Genomic DNA, 18356 nt, shown 5'->3' on the forward strand with positions numbered 1-18356 from the left:
ATCCACAAACGAAAATAAATGGGGCTGCGCCAAAAATGAATTTTGACACAGCCCCTTTTTGAAAGTTCTATATGTCTGTGATTAGCCACCACAAAGGGGCTTGGCATAAGAGAAGGTCTCATCCAAGGCAACGGACTTTGAAAGGTTTCAAGTACGACCCTATATATCCGTAACAAAAAAATCCCCCTTCCGATATCAACTATCGAAAGGGAGAACTATAGGATTATAAAATTTATTACTTCACGAGAAATAGATACACCGGGAAGTGATCGGCATACCCGCCTTGATACTGCCCTCCAACAATAGTACGTTTGGGATACCCCTTATACCTTCCACTTTCCTGTGTCAGCATCTTATCGTTGAAAATAAAAGCTCCAAAGTCTTGATTCTTGCTAAAAAACAGATGATACCCACCATCATTAGGAGTGTTCACCACATTTCCGGAAACTATCATCATATCAAAAAGACTCCATACATCACGGTATGCCAAAGTGCCGTATCCGGCCTTATACAACGCATACATTGGAGTAAACAGTTCTGTACCCTTAAGCCCTTTTTTAGCATATTTGATATCAAGTCCGTCTTTCAGACTTGGACTTATAGGATCATCATTCAAGTCACCCATCATGATAATTTTTGCCGTACTATCTGTGGAAAGTATGGAGTCTGAAAGATGCTTCATAGTCTTTGCCGCTGCGAGACGACGTGGTGCAGAAGCAGCCTCTCCTCCAGAACGGCTTGGCCAGTGTGCAACCATAAAGTGGAGGAGCTCATCGTCAGCTTTTGCCTTGACATACAATATGTCTCTCGTTTTTATCTCTTCTTCTCCGGGGATAATTACAGGTTGTGGATGAGAGTGCAAAACCTCAAGACGGTCTTTCTTGTAAAGCATGGCACAGTCGATCCCTCTAAAGTCAGGGGAATCGTAATGAACAATACCATACCCCTTATCCATGAGAGCAGGCATAGCGATGAGATCCTCAAGGACTCCCCTATTTTCGACCTCTGCCAGACCTATTATATCCGGACCCTGGGATGTTCCGATCTTAGCGATAACAGTTGACATATTGTGCAACTTGTGACGATATCTCGTCTCATCCCAAGCATTCACTCCATTCGGAGTAAAGTCTTCATCTGCATTCTCTTGGTCTATGGTATCAAAGAGATTTTCAACATTGTAAAAAGCAACACATAGTCGTTTGCTTAGAGGCTTTTGGCTCTGGGCATCTGCAATACCCGAAGCAAAAAGCAAAATTGTAGCAACAGCTACTGTGATCATTCTTTTCATTTGAATACGTTTCTATAAATGATTGATATTGATACTATTCTAAATCGTTAACATTTTATCTCTTACAAGGGTTTCAAGAATTATTTCTGCTGTATCCATAGGACTATCTTGAGGCTTCACATAGGTCAGAACAAAACCTCTGCGCGCCATCCCTCTAAGCCATGTCATCTGTCGTTTTGCAAATTGGTGGATAGCGATCTCCAGTGATCGAGCCATATCTTCAAAGGAGCGTTGACCGATCACGTACTCTGTCACAAACTTATATTCCAATCCATAGTAGATGAGATCGTCGGCAGAAATACCTGAATCAAGCAGAGTTTGCACCTCTTCAATCAGTCCTTCACTGAGCCTTGTCTTGAGTCGAGAAGATATACGTGCCCTGCGAACCTCTCGATCTATATCAATGACAAATATCTTAGAGTCTACAGAGTAATTACTCTCCATTGAAGATATGGGATGAGTAGCACGATATTCTGCGATCTCTATTGCACGGATAACCCGTTTTTTATTCTCGATGTCTGTCTTGTTGTGAAGAGGACCATAAGAGGATAGCTTCTTGATAAGGGTCGGAAGATCGTATCCCTCAAGAGTTTTTCTCAACTCTTTATTTTCCGGCACGTCAGGCAGATAATATTCTCCCAATACAGCCTCCATATATAATCCACTGCCACCACAAAATATTTTTGGTTGAGAGTGCGGTATGGATGAGAAAGCATTATAAAAGTCCTGTTTAAATCTGTATATGTTATACTTCTCTCCGGGATCACAGATGTCAATGAGATAGTACGGAATTTGGCAACCATTTACGGCATAATCACTGAGATCTTTTCCGGTGCCGATATCCATCCCCCTGTATACCTGACGAGAGTCTCCACTAAGCACAACTCCTCCCGTCAAATATGCCAAATGAGTTGCGACAGAAGTCTTCCCACTCGCCGTAGGACCCATTATGGTAATGAGAGTATCACTTGTTGCCATACGATAGAGATCTCTTTATCATAAAAAAGTACTATTCCTCCTCCCTATCAGGCCGAAAAAACAGTAAATAGATCGGACGGATATTCCCCTTGCTCAACAAGTGTTTTTAAGTTTTCCACAACAGCAGGTCTATCCGCAGGATACGTTACTCCAAACCACTTTGAAGTTGTTTCAAGGACTTTGCAAGCTGCTTGCGAAGATACAATCAAGTCATTAACAACAGAAGGAATATAAAACTCGCCCTTGTCGTTGTTTATGTTCTTCTCAAGAAAAGAAACAAATGCCTCTTCTGAATAATCAAAGTAGTCGGGAGTAAATCCCCACATATTCATAGAAACCAATGTATTATCATCAATGGTATGAGCTTCCCCGGCATCATCTAAAAAAGTGATTTGTCCATCTACTCTCTGAATTTTGGTGCGCTCAACCACAGTTTCCAGTTCATTTTGAGCGTTGACGCTACATACCCCTCGAGAAACCGCTCCACTTTCACTAAGCGTGTTCCCAATATGATACCCGACCATGCAATATTGTCCTTTTGACTCTGTCATTGACTGAAGTTTATCCGCAAGTACCAGAAAACTATGCCTGCCATAGAAGTCATCTGCATTAATAACAGCAAATGGTTCATTGATCACACCTTTTCCCATAAGTACAGCGTGGTTGGTTCCCCAAGGTTTTACCCTGTCTTTGGGACAGTGAAAACCCTTTGGAAGAGCATCTACAGACTGATAAACGACCTCTACCGGTATATGCTTATGATACTTGGAAAGAATTTTAACCTTAAAATCATCCGAAAACTCTTTGCGTATGACAAAAACTATCTTGCCAAAACCTGCACGAATAGCATCATAAACAGAGTAATCCATAATGGTTTCGCCATTTGGTCCCACACCATCTAACTGTTTGAGTCCTCCATAACGAGCTCCCATGCCTGCAGCAAGGATAAAAAGTGTTGGTCTCATATGTGTCGTTGTGTTTTATAATACAGCTTCTCGTATTCTTACCATCTTAGTCAAAAGCTCTTCCATCGCATCAAGCCTAAGCATATTAGCGCCATCAGACAATGCTTGAGTTGGTTCAGGATGAGTTTCAATAAAGAGTCCATCTACCCCAACAGCTATGGCTGCAGATGCGATCGTATCTATGCGATCGGGGAGGCCTCCTGTGACTCCGCTTGAGGTATTGGGCTGCTGCAGTGAATGCGTGACATCCATTACAACGGGACACCCTGTATCTTCTTGCATTAAGGGAATACCTCTATAATCCACAATCAAATCTCCATAACCAAAAGATGTCCCTCTATCAGTCAAAATCACTTGATTGTTACCACTACTCTTTATTTTGTCTACTGCAAATTTCATTGACGAAGGTGCAAGGAATTGCCCTTTCTTGACATTCACCACCTTATTTGTTTTAGCTGCTGCGACCAAAAGATCAGTCTGTCTACATAAAAATGCAGGTATCTGAAGGACGTCAACATACTCTGCAGCCATAGCAGCTTCGTGGGCTTCATGTATATCTGTAACAACGGGCACATTGAACTGTCCACGAACTTCTTCCAAAATTTTAAGAGCCTTCTCATCCCCTATCCCAGTAAAAGAGTCCAATCTTGAACGATTAGCCTTACGATATGAACCCTTAAATATGAGTGGGATATTAAGTTTTTCGCACAAAGGGACAAGACATTCTGCTATCTTCATGACAACATCCCTACTCTCTATAGCGCACGGACCTGCCATTAAAAAGAACATATTTGATGTCTTTAAATATGAAATAAGTTTTGTTTCTGTCATGGGTGTAAAGTTATGAAAAAATATATTACTGCCTGATGAAATATTACTCACTATAAATTTGAAAATTTATAGACTATCACATCCTAATGACTCGAATATTACAGAGCCTTGAAGGTGAAGCCAAAGGAGCCACAAGCTCTTTGGAAACACGCAGCGTCTTCACCGTTGTTTTTTTGCCCTCATTGATCGGCATAGTATGTAGATTATACTTTTCCTTCACTTTCATAGAGAACAATAACTCTCCGCCCCAGCGGCTATACACCTTAAACAGTAATGTATGCTGCCCCTTATTTAGCGGAATTAAAAGATCTCTATCTGAGTTTTTTTGCTTATTTTCTACCCGTTTTAAGTCCCCTGCAAAGTAGACTCCATCAACGTATACCAATATACCATCCCTGTAAGAAATAGAGATAGGTAACTCTACAGACTCTTTAGCCTCTATATCATATCGTAAATAGATACCGGTACGATCCTTTACTATTTCTTTCATGTTCAAAGTCATATGATGCCTCTCCCACTTGACATCAGACAAGTCTCTCCTAAGAAATATCTCAGGAACAGAGCCAAAAAGTCCTCTGTGAGTAGACATATGCAAATCCGTCCAATGTATTTTTTTTGTATCAAAGGTAACTGTCTTTGATTTTAATGGGCTAAGTTCAACCAACTCTTCTCTCCCATCCATATTCAGAAGAATATTTTGACTTAATTCCGAATCCGTAAAATTTATCGCCATCGTTTCATTGTGACCGGGCAGCTCCCACTCATACCCTAAAATACTCCGAAACCCCGAATAATAATCAACAGCAGACTGGGCATACAGATTAAGAGCATTATGAGGAGAAAGGACTCTTTCATTGGCCACCGGCTTTTTGATAGTCACAGGAGTCTCAAATACTACTTTGATGACAGTGAAATAAGGGCGTTCACCCTCAATATTCAATGACAATTTACAACCGTCTTGTGTAATTACAGAAGCTGCTTTACCCTTGGCATTTAGTATACTCAACTCCTTTATCGGAGTATTAAGATCAGGCAAGAAAATATCACTTCTTTCCCTTTCAATAAAAAGATATAAAGCTTTTTTATCTTTAGCCATTGTCACAAGAGGGACTCCGGATTGCACGTTGTAGGGGGACGGTAAGGTATTATATACAGCCTCGCTCATGGAGGCTAAAACCATTCCTAAGCTCATCAAAACATCATGTTCAAACGGCACAATAGAACCATCACCCATAGGGCCTATATTTAAGAGATATTTACCCCCTCGAGAGACTACATTAAGAAGATCTTTCAGCTTTTCATAGACCTTTTTATCCAAATCTCCTCGTTCTTGCCAAGAACGATACCCCCAAGTTTCCGGAAAGATAGAAGCAGCGGTTTGCCATGGTAAAATTATATCATAGTCCGGGAATTGATTGTCCGGCATGACACAAAAGTCTGCATAGTCATTACCAAGTCTGCCACTGACCATACAATCAGGCTGTAGCTTATGAACCAACTCATACAGCTCCCTACTCTGCTCAGGCAGGAGCGAACCCATATCAAACCAAAGCTCATCAACCTTACCATAATTACTCAACAGCTCTGAGACTTGAGCTTTATTATACTCATGATGATCGGGAGTGATCGGGTCAGCATTATGGGATGAAAATGGCATCGCTCCCGGAAAATGCCAATCAATGAGAGAAAAATAGATCCCAAAACCTAATCCATTACGATGGCAAGCCTCTGAAAGTTCTTTTATCAAGTCCCTTTTTGCAGGAGCGCCATCAAAAGAATTGTAGTCTGTCGTTTTAGTATCAAATAAACAGAATCCATCATGGTGTTTAGCCGTCATGACGACTGACCTCATCCCCGCACGCTTGGCCAGCGCAACGATAGTATCCGCAGCAAAATTTGTAGCAGTAAACTCCCTTGCATAAGCCTCATACCAATCTGAAAAACCAATTCCAAATGTAAGTATCTGTTCAGAGTACCCCTTTTCTACTCGTTTCCCCTGAAAAACACCTGCAGGGATTGAATAAAGACCATAGTGCACAAACATTGAGTACTTATCTCCCCACCAGTCTGCCCTCGAATGAGTCGGAAATAATAAAATTATAGCCAAAAGGCACAGTAAAGTTCTTTTCATATTGACCTACTTATTTATCCAAGAATATCGACCTCCGGGTAGAGGACGGACAAGCCCATCCAACTCCAAGTCAAACAACAAAGCCGACACCGTCGCCAAAGACTCTCCCAACCTGTGAGTAATATCTTCTACGCTTATATCATCTACACTTTTCAAAAGTCTTACTATAGGAATATCTTTTGAGATATCCTCCTCATATTCAAGGGGCAGTTGTATTTGTTGTTTTTCAGGTTTAGATACAATACCCAGATCTTCGAGCATGCTATAAGCTGAGGTAAATATACTCGCTTTCTGCATGGATATCATTTTGTTACAGCCGGAAGAATTAGAGTCAAACATTCGACCCGGTACGGCATATAAAGCACGAGAATAATCGAATGCAATGTTTGCTGTTATAAGGGAGCCTCCATGATCAGGGGACTCAACCAGCAATGTTGCAGTAGAAAGTCCTGCGACAATTCTATTACGAGCGACAAATCTTTGCGGCAGCGGCTTTGTGTCAAACATATACTCAGTGATGACACCTCCCCCTCTTTCACATATTTCTTTCGCCAAAGACTTATGTGCAGCAGGATACAATGTATGGTGTCCATGAGCAACAACGGCTACGGTACGCAAGCCACAGTCCAGTGCGATCCGATGTGCTGCATGGTCTACACCGTAAGCCAATCCACTGACAATAACAATATTGGGAGACAAGTGAGCCCACTCACTAAAAATACTACGAAGAGCATCTTCTGCATAGGGTGTCATTCGCCGTGTTCCCACAACACTGATCATCGGGGCATCATGAGGCAACACTCCTCTGACATACAGCACCAATGGAGCATCAAAACATGATCCAAGCAACTCAGGATAGTCCTGATGTCCAAAAAACACAGGTGTTATGGCATCAGTTCTTTGGTTGAGTAGGGAAATTTCGGACTCTGCTAAATGTTGTGCCACGGGACTCCTAAGAGCGGACACGAGTTTAGGCCCCATACCCGGCACCTCCATAAGTGCGCTTGGAGTTGCTTCTATAACGGATTGAGCAGAGCCAAAGTGTTCGATAAGGGATTGGCTAATGATGGGGCCGATCCCTTCTGTACAACTTAATGCTAAAAGAGCCTTTTGTTCCTGACTCCACTCCATTGAATCTCTAATTTTTGATAACGTAGTCTGCAACCATATCATCAAGATATTCGCCCCTTGTAAGGACGCCATCTTTGACTACCACTACAGATATTTTACCCTTTGCTGCAAGTTCCAAACTATCACAGTTGATGACATCTTGCTCAAAGATCAATTTAGGACCCTGCTTATACAAGTTGAGACCAACAAAAAAATAATCTCCACTCCTCAGGGATTTTTTGTAGTCTATCTCTACTCGAGCAACCATAGCATCATAACCATTGTCATGCATCCTAGAGAAATTATCTCCGAGTGTTTCCAAAAATTCGTGACGTGCATGTTCCATATATCTCTGATAGTTGGCGTTATTGACAACGCCTTGAAGATCACACTCATAGTCCCTCACTTTCATTTCGATGAGGTAAGCATATTTCTTTTCCGGTAATTTTTTCATGATTTATTTTCTGCTTTAATATTTCTTTTTCTCTTCTGTTACCCTCATGACATACAAACGATCTCCGGGACGGACCTTTTCGGGAACAAGGCATGAGAACTTATCTCCCTTTTCGACTCTTTCACGAGCAATATTATCCATACGCATATCATCAGAAGCTAAAAATACAGCTCCTGTGGTAGGACCGCTGACCATGAGTTCCTCTCCGGCATTTATATATCCACTTTCCAATTCAAACTCAGCAACCTTTATGTTACTGAAAAATTTGACAACTTTACCCACATTGACCTTTACGCGAGTTGCGGACGAACCATACTTATGAGTCCACTCTCCGAGCCTTTGCCCAAGGTAATACCCATCCCAAAATCCTCTATTAAATACCTTTGCCAGCCTTTCGTCCCAGTCATTGATCTTGTCCTCAGTATACTCATTGTCAATATAGGCTTGTATAGCCTCATTATAACATTCACAGACTGTACGCACATACTCCGGACCGCGAGCTCGCCCTTCTATCTTGAAGACTCTTACACCCGCATCCATCATTTTATTCATGAAATGTATGGTCTTAAGATCCTTAGGAGACATAATGTATTGATTTTCGACATCGATTTCGACATCACTCTCCTTATCCTTGACTGTAAATCCCCTGCGACATATCTGGTTACAGGCACCTCTATTGGCAGATGAGTTCATTTCATGCAAACTGATATAGCACTTTCCACTAACGGCCATGCATAGTGCACCGTGAGAAAACATCTCTATGCGGACCGGTTCCCCGCGAGGGCCTCTGATCTGTTCGGTCTCAATAGCATTGTATATATGCTCTACTTGATCAAGATTAAGTTCACGAGCCAAAACAACAACATCAGCAAAGCGAGCATAAAACTTCAAAGCTTCAACATTGGTAATGTTGAGCTGAGTAGATAAGTGCACCTCTACCCCTTGATTGTATGCATAGGACATAGCTGCAATGTCTGAAGCAATGATTGCCGATATACCGGCCTCCTTTGCAGAGTCAACGATCCTGCGCAAGAGCTCCATATCAGAATCATAGATGATAGTGTTGACCGTGAGGTAAGTCTTAATTCCCTTAGGCTCGCATATTTCTACGATCTTTTTCAAATCCTCTGTCGTAAAACTTTTGGATGATCGAGCACGCATATTCAAGCCCTGTATCCCAAAATAAACAGAGTCAGCACCACCCTGTATTGCCGCATATAATGCATCATAGCTACCCACGGGTGCCATGATTTCAAATTGATTTCTCTTATATTCTTTCATTTTTGACTTTATCTTATCCCAATAATGTGTCAAGGTGTACAAAGATAGGAATTAACGAGCTATATCCACACATTAGTAGTATATCGTGTTGCAATCAACACAACCATTTACAATACAAAATGCAGTAAGAGAAGAAATAAGGCTAACCTTGGTCATTATGATCATGAGATGATATATGTTCTCACTCTCTTATAACCATAGGACTCAAAGTTCAAATAAACAGGTCCGGAAAATAAGATATAGAACTTGTCAAATCAACGTGTCTAACTTGATGAATCAAGATAACTACCTTGACGCATCAAGTTAGACAACTTCTCAAATACCCCTATTGGGGAAGCGCCCATCCGTCATCTGAGCCTTAACAGTCTTTTGGTTGTAAGACATCTACTATGTGCAACATCAAGTTGCATGATGAATACAAGTCTGAGATTCAGGAATTCCTCTAAAAATCATGCTCACTCTTATCTCGTAATCACACAGCTTGACAAGACTAAAAAGAATAATGTGATATTCCAAGACTGTTTTTTGCCCTTTGGCTTGTAGGTTGAGAAAAAACTCATACCTTTAAACCTACAAAACGATAATGACACAGATTCAATAAGTGTCACTCGGTAATATCTTAATCACATTATGTACACTATTAAAGACGAATTTCAGAAGTTTGCGACCAAGCACCTCGGCATCAGTTCGCAAACACTTCATGATTACAATAACATTGTTGCCGAAGGAGGATATATCTCTCCAAGCATCATAGAAGAAAGACAACTCAACATCGCACAGATGGATGTTTTTTCAAGGTTGATGATGGATAGAATCATATTTCTCGGTGCCCCTATCAATGATTACGTAGCCAATGTGATCCAAGCGCAGCTGCTTTTCCTCGATACAAGTGATCCCGGTAAGGATATATCTATCTATATCAATTCGCCCGGAGGTTCCGTGTATGCAGGATACGGAATATATGACACCATGCAATACATCAGTTGCGATGTATCTACAATATGTACAGGTATGGCAGCATCCATGGCTTCTGTTATCCTAGTGGCTGGAGAAAAGGGCAAAAGATTCGCACTACCCCACTCTCGTGTAATGATACATCAACCTCTTGGTGGTATGCAGGGACAAGCATCTGATCTTGAAATTGCAGCAAGAGAAATATTGAGGGTAAAAAAAGAACTCTATCAAATCATTTCGGATCATTCCGGCATGACAATAGATCAGGTAGAGCGAGACAGTGACAGAGACTATTGGATGACGTCAGAAGAAGCTCTAAAGTATGGAATGATCGACAAAGTCCTTGTAAGAGAAAAAAAGGATAAGGAATAAGACCGGGAATGGCTAAGAAATCACAACACAATAAGTACAAGGAGGAAAATAGTTGTAGTGTCTGCGGGAGACCGGAATCCATACTTGACATCCTTGTCCCCGGTCCGGTAGGCAACCTATGTAATGATTGTGCCACATCGGTACATAATGCCATACAAGAAGCCCTTCGTCTCAGTCAATCAAACATACCTGAGATCCCTGAGATGGATGATCTCCCAAAACCAAAAGACATCGTAGCTTATCTTGATCTCTTTGTCATGGGACAAGATGCAGCCAAAAAGGCTCTTGCTGTGGCTGTTTATAACCATTACAAGAGGCTTCATCATGGAAAAAATCTTGCAGAAAGAAAGGGGGATGATGAAGATCAAACAGAGATAGACAAAAGTAATATTATAATTGTGGGACCGACAGGGACAGGAAAGACCCTCCTCGCAAAGACGATCTCTAAGCTGCTCAAAGTCCCGTTTACCATCGTCGACGCTACGGTATTTACACAAGCCGGATATGTAGGAGAGGATGTCGAAAGCATCCTGACCAGACTCCTCCAAGCTGCAGACTACGATGTGGAGGCGGCTCAGCGTGGTATAGTATTCATAGATGAAATAGACAAAATCGCTCGCAAGGGGGATAATCCTTCTATCACAAGAGATGTGAGTGGAGAGGGAGTACAACAGAGCTTGCTCAAGCTTCTTGAAGGAACGGATGTCAATGTCCCTCCTCAGGGAGGACGCAAACATCCGGAACAAAAGATGATCGTCGTGAATACAGAAAATATCCTCTTTATCTGTGGAGGTGCATTTGATGGCATCGAGCGAAAGATCGCAAAACGTCTGAATACCCGGATGGTGGGATATACAGCCGGAAAAACAGCGAAGGACATCGACAAAGAGGATTTGCTCAAATATGTCACACCATCAGACTTGAAGTCCTTTGGACTCATCCCTGAAATCATAGGACGTCTACCTGTCCTGACATATCTGAAACCTCTGGACAGAGAGACACTTAGAATGATCCTAATAGAGCCAAAAAATGCCATATCCAAACAATATGCCAAGCTAATGGAAATGGATGGTGTAGATCTCAAGATCGATGATGAGGTTTATGACTTTATCGTTGATAAAGCCCAAGAATATAATATCGGAGCGAGGGGATTGAGATCTATATTTGAGAGCATTATGATGGACGCTATGTTTGAAGTACCATCTTCGGATATACGTGAGCTCCATATCACGAAGGAGTATGCTGAGAAACATTTTAGGCATACCGATATCCAACATATTGTAAATACACAATGAAATGGCTAACTTAGATGTTAGATTTCATAGGGCTTGAGGTATACTTTCAGGGTATAGCGAGACCTGTATAAAATTTATGGATAGAACAGAGTTATTACACCAAAAACTGAGGCACTACTTTGGATTTGATAAATTCAAAGGTGACCAGCAACAGATCATCGAGAATATACTTGATGGTCGGGACACGTTCGTCCTCATGCCTACAGGTGCGGGTAAGTCTCTGTGCTACCAATTACCTGCACTGATATTGGAAGGTACTGCGGTCATTATCTCCCCACTCATCGCATTGATGAAAAACCAAGTGGATGCGATACGTCAGTATACAGAAAATGATGCCGTTGCACATTTCATAAATTCGTCCCTCAACAAGATGGCTCTGGACCAAGTCAAAGGAGACCTGAAGTCCGGAGTAACAAAGCTACTGTATGTAGCCCCCGAGTCCCTGACAAAGCAGGAAAATATAGAGCGTCTAAAGACCCTCAAAGTATCGTTTTATGCTATTGATGAAGCTCATTGCATTTCGGAATGGGGGCACGACTTCAGACCTGAATATCGACGGATAAGAGAAATCATCAACGAGATACATAGAAGGCCGCTCATAGCCCTTACTGCTACGGCAACACCCACCGTCCAATCAGATATACAGAAAAATCTGGGGATGAAGGATGCGGACATATTCAGTAGCTCATTCAACAGAGAGAACCTATACTACGAAGTACGTCAGAAGACAGATGATATAGATAGGGAAATCATAAAGTTTATCAAGAGCAATCCGGGAAAGACCGGTATTGTCTACTGTATGAGCAGGACTAAAGTTGATGAGTTTGCTCAGATACTCAATGCCAACGGTATTAAAGCGCATGCTTATCATGCGGGGCTTGATGCAGGACTTAGGGCAGGAAGTCAAGATGCGTTTCTCAATGAGGAAATAGATGTCATAGTAGCAACCATAGCTTTTGGGATGGGAATTGACAAACCGGATGTAAGATTCGTCATTCACTACGATATCCCCAAGAGTCTTGAGGGATACTATCAAGAGACGGGGCGTGCCGGACGTGATGGGGGAGAGGGAATATGCATTGCATTTTATTGCGACAAGGACATGCAGAAATTAGACAAGTTTCTGCATAATAAAAATAAGAGTACAAATGAAAGAGAGATCGGTCGTCAGCTCCTTATGGAAACAGCTGGTTATGCCAAAACAACCATCTGTAGACGTAAATATCTTCTTCACTACTTTGGAGAGATATATGAGCAAGACAACTGTCATAACTGTGATAACTGTAAGAACAAAAGAAAAAAAGTGGAAGCAAAAGAGACTCTGCTTAACATGTTAGAGGGGATATCAGCCCTAAAGGAAAAAGTAAAAACCGAATACCTGATGGACTTTCTATTGGGTAAAAAGACATCTGACATAGAGACGTTCAAGCATGATGAGTTGGAAGAGTTCGGGAGCTGTCAAGATGAGACAGCGGAGACCCTCGACCTTGTGCTTAGAGAGGCTATGATCAATGGGTATATCGATAAAAATATCGAAAAACTTGGGATCCTGAAATTGACGAAGAAAGGGAAGGGATTCATGAAGAATCCTACGTCATTCAAGATATCTGTCCCCGATGAGGAAGATGATGATCAAATCGAAGAAGTAAAGAGTTCCGGGAGCAGTGGTGGTGCAACAGACCCACAACTATTCTCAATCCTCAAAGATCTAAGAAAAAAACTCGCTAAAAAACTTGATCTCCCCCCTTATGTTATTTTTCAAGAACAGAGCCTCCAAGACATGGCAACGTTCTATCCAATAACTCTGATGGAACTTCAAAACATCTCCGGTGTAGGTCAAAATAAAGCTCAAAAATTTGGGACAGAATTCATCAAAGTCATTGATGAGTATGTCAAGGAAAACGAAATTGAACGCCCTGAAGACATCCGTATCCGAACTGTTCCGAATAAGTCAAAACTCAAAGTATCCATTGTACAGCTCATAGATCGAAAAGTGTCATTGGAGGATATCGCAAACACATTTGACCTTGACTTTGATGAGCTTTTAGACGAGATAGAGACAATCGTCTATAGCGGCACTAAAATTAACCTCAACTACTTCATCTCTGATGTTTTGGATGAGGAACACATTGAGGACATATACGATTACTTCAAGAACTCAGAAACCGATAGCCTCGAAAAAGCATTGGAAAAGCTTGGCCCTGACTATGAAGAGGAAGATATAAGATTGGTCCGCATCAAGTTTTTGTCGGAAATGGCAAACTAAACAAGCCAAGACATATTATGTCCATGACAGATCTTTCACTTATCGCAAAATATTTCCCAACTATCTCATCCGATCAGATGAGACAGTTGGGATTGTTGCCGGATCTCTATAAGGAGTGGAATGCCAAAATTAATGTCATATCGAGGAAAGATATTGAAAATATAGTAATCAATCATATCCTGCACTCTCTCTCCATAGGAAAGTATATCAGCTTCAGAGATGGCAGCAAAATTTTTGATATCGGCACAGGGGGAGGATTCCCCGGCATTCCCTTGGCGATACTTTTCCCAAATTGTAAGTTTACATTGATTGACAGTATAGGCAAAAAGGTCAAAGTTGTATCTGCCATAGCAGAAAGTATTGGTCTTAACAACGTCACATATATACATGGTCGAGCAGAGGATATAAAGAACGACAAATGTGACTTTGTTATCAGCCGTGCAGCCATGAGTATGACAGATCTGGTACAAATCGCCAAGAAGCTGATAAACTCAAAAGATCAAAAGAACTCCATGCCCAATGGTATAATTGCCTTAAAGGGTGGAGATCTACAAGCTGAGTTATCGGCCTACCGGTCCGTGGTTTCAGTAGAAGAATTAAGTGCGATATTTGAGGAGGAGTTCTTTGAGACAAAAAAAATTGTTTACTTACCACTCTGAATCTAAAATGATACAATACCATTCTTTTGCATTTAACTTTGCCGCCGAACAGACTTACATAGTCTGGGATGAGACACGGGAGGCTTGTATTATAGATCCGGGATGCTCGACACCACAAGAAGAGAAAATTTTAGCAGAGTTTATCGCCCAAAATAAGCTTATCCCTGTAAGACTGCTATGCACACACCTGCATTTTGATCATTGTATCGGTGCAGGTTTCGTGAAAGATAAATGGGATATAGATCCTGAAGCATCAGATATAGAGATTGATTCCCTACCCTCCTTATCTGATCAACTAAAAGCGTTCGGCTTAGGGCATTTGCCTGTCAAAGATGTATGCATACAGACGTTCACATTCGACGAAGAGGCAGCTATACATTTCGGCAAATCTGTCTTAAGAGTACGTCACGTGCCCGGGCATTCGCCGGGACATGTAGTCTTCTATGAGGAAACTGCAAATATCCTATTTGCAGGTGACACGTTGTTCAATTTGGGCATAGGACGAACAGATCTTTGGGGAGGAGACTATGATACCCTGATAACTGCCATCCGATCTCAGATTTTCACTTTACCTGATACAACAAAAGTACTACCAGGTCATGGGCCTCATACGACAGTAGCTTTTGAAAAGGCTCATAACCCTTATTTCTCCTGCTGATAAACAATTTAAGGTAATCATCAGTTATAGACATAGAGAATTAATCAAACTAATAATAACCACACAATTACATGAACACTAACGACTTCTCAATTAGACACATCGGGATCAGTCCAGATGATGAAAAAGTGATGTTGGAAAAGATTGGCGTGAAGAGCATAGATGAGCTTATGAAGCAAACTATGCCTGCAAACATATTCCTTCCAACCCCTCTTGACTTGCCAGAGCCAATGACTGAACGTGAACTTGTAGAGCATATCAATGAACTTGGCGCAAAGAACAAAGTATTTTCTTCTTATATCGGGATGGGCTGGTACGACACTTGCACTCCGGCACCAATTCAACGCAATATACTTGAAAACCCTGCGTGGTACACATCTTACACTCCTTACCAAGCGGAAATTTCTCAAGGACGTCTGGAAGCACTCTTTAACTTCCAGTCTGTCATCACAGACCTTACAGCCCTTCCACTGACCAACTGCTCACTCCTTGATGAAGCAACAGCGGGAGCTGAGGCTGTTGCGATGATGCTTAATACTCGTAGCAGGGCAAGGAAAAATGCGGCAAAGTTGTTTGTCGCTAATGACGTTTATGAATCTACCTTGAAAGTCATCATGACGCGTTGTGAGCCCTGGGACGTAGAAGTTGTCGTGGGACCAGCAGACTCATTTGATTTTGGATCAGACTACTTTGGAGTCGTCTTACAGTACCCAAATGATAATGGTGCAATAATTGATTACAAAGCATTCACAGAAAAGGCAAAGAACCACGAAATAAAGGTTGCAGTTGCCGCTGACCTACTTTCATTGGTGATCCTTACACCTCCGGGAGAATGGGGTGCTGATATTGTATTTGGTACTACACAGCGCTTTGGTATCCCTATGTACTTTGGCGGACCATCAGCGGGATATCTTGCTGCTCTCGATGACTTTAAGCGTCATATTCCCGGACGTATAGTTGGACTTTCCAAGGACACTTATGGTAAACCTGCTTATCGTCTTGCTCTCCAAACAAGAGAGCAGCATATCAAGAGAGAAAAAGCAACATCCAACATATGTACAGCCCAAGCCCTACTTGCATCTATGGCTGGTATGTATGCTGTGTATCATGGTCCTAAAGGTCTTAAAGATATTGCAAGTCGCATCCATACTTACGCCTTAGTTTTATCCGAAAATCTTGAGAAACTTGGTTACAAACAAGAGAACAAATTGTTCTTTGATACCCTTTATATAACTAATGTAAGTGATGTTGAGCGTGAAGCTATCAAAACTACAGCCCTTGACTGCCGAGTAAATCTTCGTTATTTCAAGAACGGTGCTATCGGGATCAGTCTTGATGAGACAACTCAAGAAACTGACCTTGGTACCCTACTCTATATCTTTGCACAGGGAAAAGGGGTTGAGAATGTCCCAACAATAGACTTACCAGAGGCTTGGATTGGTATCGAAGGAACTCTTCGGAGAACTTCTGACTTCCTTACTTACGAAGTCTTTAATAACTACCACACAGAGACTGAACTGATGAGATACATAAAGAGACTTGAGAGAAGGGACATTTCCCTTGCTCACTCTATGATTTCTCTTGGCTCATGCACGATGAAACTCAATGCAGCTTCAGAGCTCTTTATCCTAAGCAACCCACAGTTTGCCCTCATACATCCATATGCTCCTGAAGATCAGACTGAAGGATATATGGAGATGCTCGACAGTCTCAAAGTCATGTTGGGAGAAATTACCGGTCTTCCTGCGGTAAGTCTGATGCCTAACTCAGGAGCCTCTGGAGAGTACGCTGGTCTACGCACCATCATGGAGTATCACAAGGCAAATGGACAAGCGCACAGAGATATCATCCTTCTCCCTTCATCAGCCCATGGAACAAACCCGGCTAGTGCGGTACAATGTGGTTACAAGACAGTTACTACAATCTGCGATGAAAACGGAAATATCGATGTCGAAGACTTCCGTAGAAAAGCTGAAGAAAACAAGGATCGTCTTGCAGGTACGATGATAACTTATCCTTCGACCCATGGTATCTTTGAACCAGAAATCAAGGAACTATGCCAAATCGTTCACGACTGTGGTGGACAAGTTTACTTGGATGGAGCAAACATGAATGCTCAAGTGGGATATACTAATCCAGGCTTTATAGGAGCAGACGTTTGTCATCTAAACCTTCACAAAACCTTTGCTATCCCTCATGGTGGTGGTGGTCCTGGTGTAGGTCCTATCTGTGTAGCAAAACACTTGGAAGAGTATCTGCCTTCGCACTCTGTTGCCTATGGAGACGATAAAATTCCTGTGTCTGCAGCTCCATTTGGTAGTGCTGTTGTCTTCGGTATCACCTATGCGTATATCCGACTTCTTGGTGAGGCAGGACTTAAGCGCTCAACAGCGACTGCTATCTTGAATGCGAACTATATGGCTGCATTCCTCGAAAAAGAATATGGTATCGTCTATACCGGCACACAAGGTAGAGTCGGTCACGAACTTATCCTTGAATGTCGTAAACTCAAAGAAGTCAGTGGTATCGATGAGAGTGATATAGCTAAGCGTCTTATGGACTTTGGATACCATGCGCCTACTCTTTCATTCCCTGTGCATGGGACACTGATGATAGAGCCAACCGAAAGTGAAAGTCTTGCAGAACTTGATCGTTTCATTGCCGTAATGACTACTATCAGACAAGAAATCCAAGAAGTGATTGATGGTAAGGCTGACAAAGAAGACAATGTGTTGAAGAATGCTCCACACCCTCAGTATGAAATAGTAGCAGATGAATGGAGTCACTCTTATCCTCGATCAAAAGCAGCCTTTCCCCTTGAATATCTCAAGGAGAACAAGTTCTGGATCAATGTTAGTCGCATAGATAATGGTTTTGGTGACCGTAATCTGGTGGCATCATTGTCATGTTGTACGTGGAATGGATAAGGATTAGACTACTCTCTTATAACAGAAATAGCTATCTCGATGAGTTTCGAGATAGCTATTTCTATTTTGTGTACACTTTAAAAGTAGAATATTGATTGAAATATAAGAGAAGGGCGACTCTTGGTCGTAGCCTTCTTCCTTTGAGTTCACATAAAGCCCCCCTTACATGAGTGATTCAGCAGAGCTA

The 18356-nt window shown here is 41.8% G+C and carries 14 protein-coding genes; 6 read left to right on the forward strand and 8 right to left on the reverse strand.

The window, feature by feature from the left end:
- Window positions 1–235 precede the first annotated feature (235 nt).
- From Q4A14_RS06925 to Q4A14_RS06960, 8 genes are all read right to left on the reverse strand, one after another.
- Complete coding sequence (locus Q4A14_RS06925; RefSeq protein ID WP_303170966.1) at window positions 236–1288, reverse strand: endonuclease/exonuclease/phosphatase family protein; 1053 nt, start codon at window positions 1286–1288, stop codon at window positions 236–238.
- A 39-nt stretch (window positions 1289–1327) separates the two neighbouring features.
- The gene (gene miaA / locus Q4A14_RS06930) at window positions 1328–2266 is read right to left on the reverse strand and encodes a tRNA (adenosine(37)-N6)-dimethylallyltransferase MiaA (RefSeq protein ID WP_303170967.1); all 939 of its coding nucleotides are present in this window, start codon (window positions 2264–2266) and stop codon (window positions 1328–1330) included.
- Between the two features lie 47 nt (window positions 2267–2313).
- Window positions 2314–3231, reverse strand: coding sequence for a nucleotidyltransferase (locus Q4A14_RS06935; protein ID WP_303170968.1), 918 nt, complete (start codon window positions 3229–3231; stop codon window positions 2314–2316).
- Window positions 3232–3246: 15 nt separating this feature from the next.
- Window positions 3247–4062, reverse strand: a complete 816-nt coding sequence (gene kdsA, locus Q4A14_RS06940) for a 3-deoxy-8-phosphooctulonate synthase (protein WP_303170969.1) — start codon at window positions 4060–4062, stop codon at window positions 3247–3249.
- A gap of 76 nt (window positions 4063–4138) precedes the next feature.
- Entirely contained in the window at window positions 4139–6193 is a 2055-nt protein-coding gene (locus Q4A14_RS06945; protein ID WP_303170970.1) for an alpha-L-fucosidase, read from the reverse strand.
- A 6-nt stretch (window positions 6194–6199) separates the two neighbouring features.
- The gene (locus Q4A14_RS06950; RefSeq protein WP_303170972.1) at window positions 6200–7324 is read right to left on the reverse strand and encodes a DNA-processing protein DprA; all 1125 of its coding nucleotides are present in this window, start codon (window positions 7322–7324) and stop codon (window positions 6200–6202) included.
- A gap of 7 nt (window positions 7325–7331) precedes the next feature.
- On the reverse strand, window positions 7332–7757 hold the full coding sequence (locus Q4A14_RS06955) for a thioesterase family protein (protein WP_303170973.1): 426 nt from the start codon (window positions 7755–7757) through the stop codon (window positions 7332–7334).
- A gap of 15 nt (window positions 7758–7772) precedes the next feature.
- Entirely contained in the window at window positions 7773–9038 is a 1266-nt protein-coding gene (locus Q4A14_RS06960) for a peptidase U32 family protein (protein ID WP_303170974.1), read from the reverse strand.
- A 630-nt stretch (window positions 9039–9668) separates the two neighbouring features.
- Between Q4A14_RS06960 and clpP the strand changes: the two genes are divergently transcribed.
- The 6 genes from clpP (at window position 9669) to gcvP (ending at window position 18169) form a co-directional block, all read left to right on the forward strand.
- Window positions 9669–10364, forward strand: coding sequence for an ATP-dependent Clp endopeptidase proteolytic subunit ClpP (gene clpP / locus Q4A14_RS06965; RefSeq protein ID WP_303170975.1), 696 nt, complete (start codon window positions 9669–9671; stop codon window positions 10362–10364).
- 8 nt (window positions 10365–10372) lie between these two features.
- Window positions 10373–11659: an ATP-dependent Clp protease ATP-binding subunit ClpX gene (gene clpX, locus Q4A14_RS06970; protein WP_303170976.1), complete on the forward strand. Its 1287-nt coding sequence runs from the start codon at window positions 10373–10375 to the stop codon at window positions 11657–11659.
- A gap of 76 nt (window positions 11660–11735) precedes the next feature.
- Window positions 11736–13925, forward strand: a complete 2190-nt coding sequence (gene recQ, locus Q4A14_RS06975; protein ID WP_303170977.1) for a DNA helicase RecQ — start codon at window positions 11736–11738, stop codon at window positions 13923–13925.
- 23 nt (window positions 13926–13948) lie between these two features.
- Entirely contained in the window at window positions 13949–14584 is a 636-nt protein-coding gene (rsmG, locus tag Q4A14_RS06980; RefSeq protein ID WP_303170980.1) for a 16S rRNA (guanine(527)-N(7))-methyltransferase RsmG, read from the forward strand.
- Window positions 14585–14591: 7 nt separating this feature from the next.
- The gene (locus Q4A14_RS06985; protein WP_303170981.1) at window positions 14592–15242 is read left to right on the forward strand and encodes an MBL fold metallo-hydrolase; all 651 of its coding nucleotides are present in this window, start codon (window positions 14592–14594) and stop codon (window positions 15240–15242) included.
- A gap of 71 nt (window positions 15243–15313) precedes the next feature.
- A complete protein-coding gene (gene gcvP / locus Q4A14_RS06990) occupies window positions 15314–18169 on the forward strand; it encodes an aminomethyl-transferring glycine dehydrogenase (protein WP_303170983.1) in 2856 nt (951 codons plus the stop codon).
- Window positions 18170–18356: the final 187 nt, after the last annotated feature.

The organism is Porphyromonas sp. (assembly GCF_030529325.1).
In the GTDB taxonomy this organism is placed as follows: Bacteria; Bacteroidota; Bacteroidia; order Bacteroidales; family Porphyromonadaceae; genus Porphyromonas_A.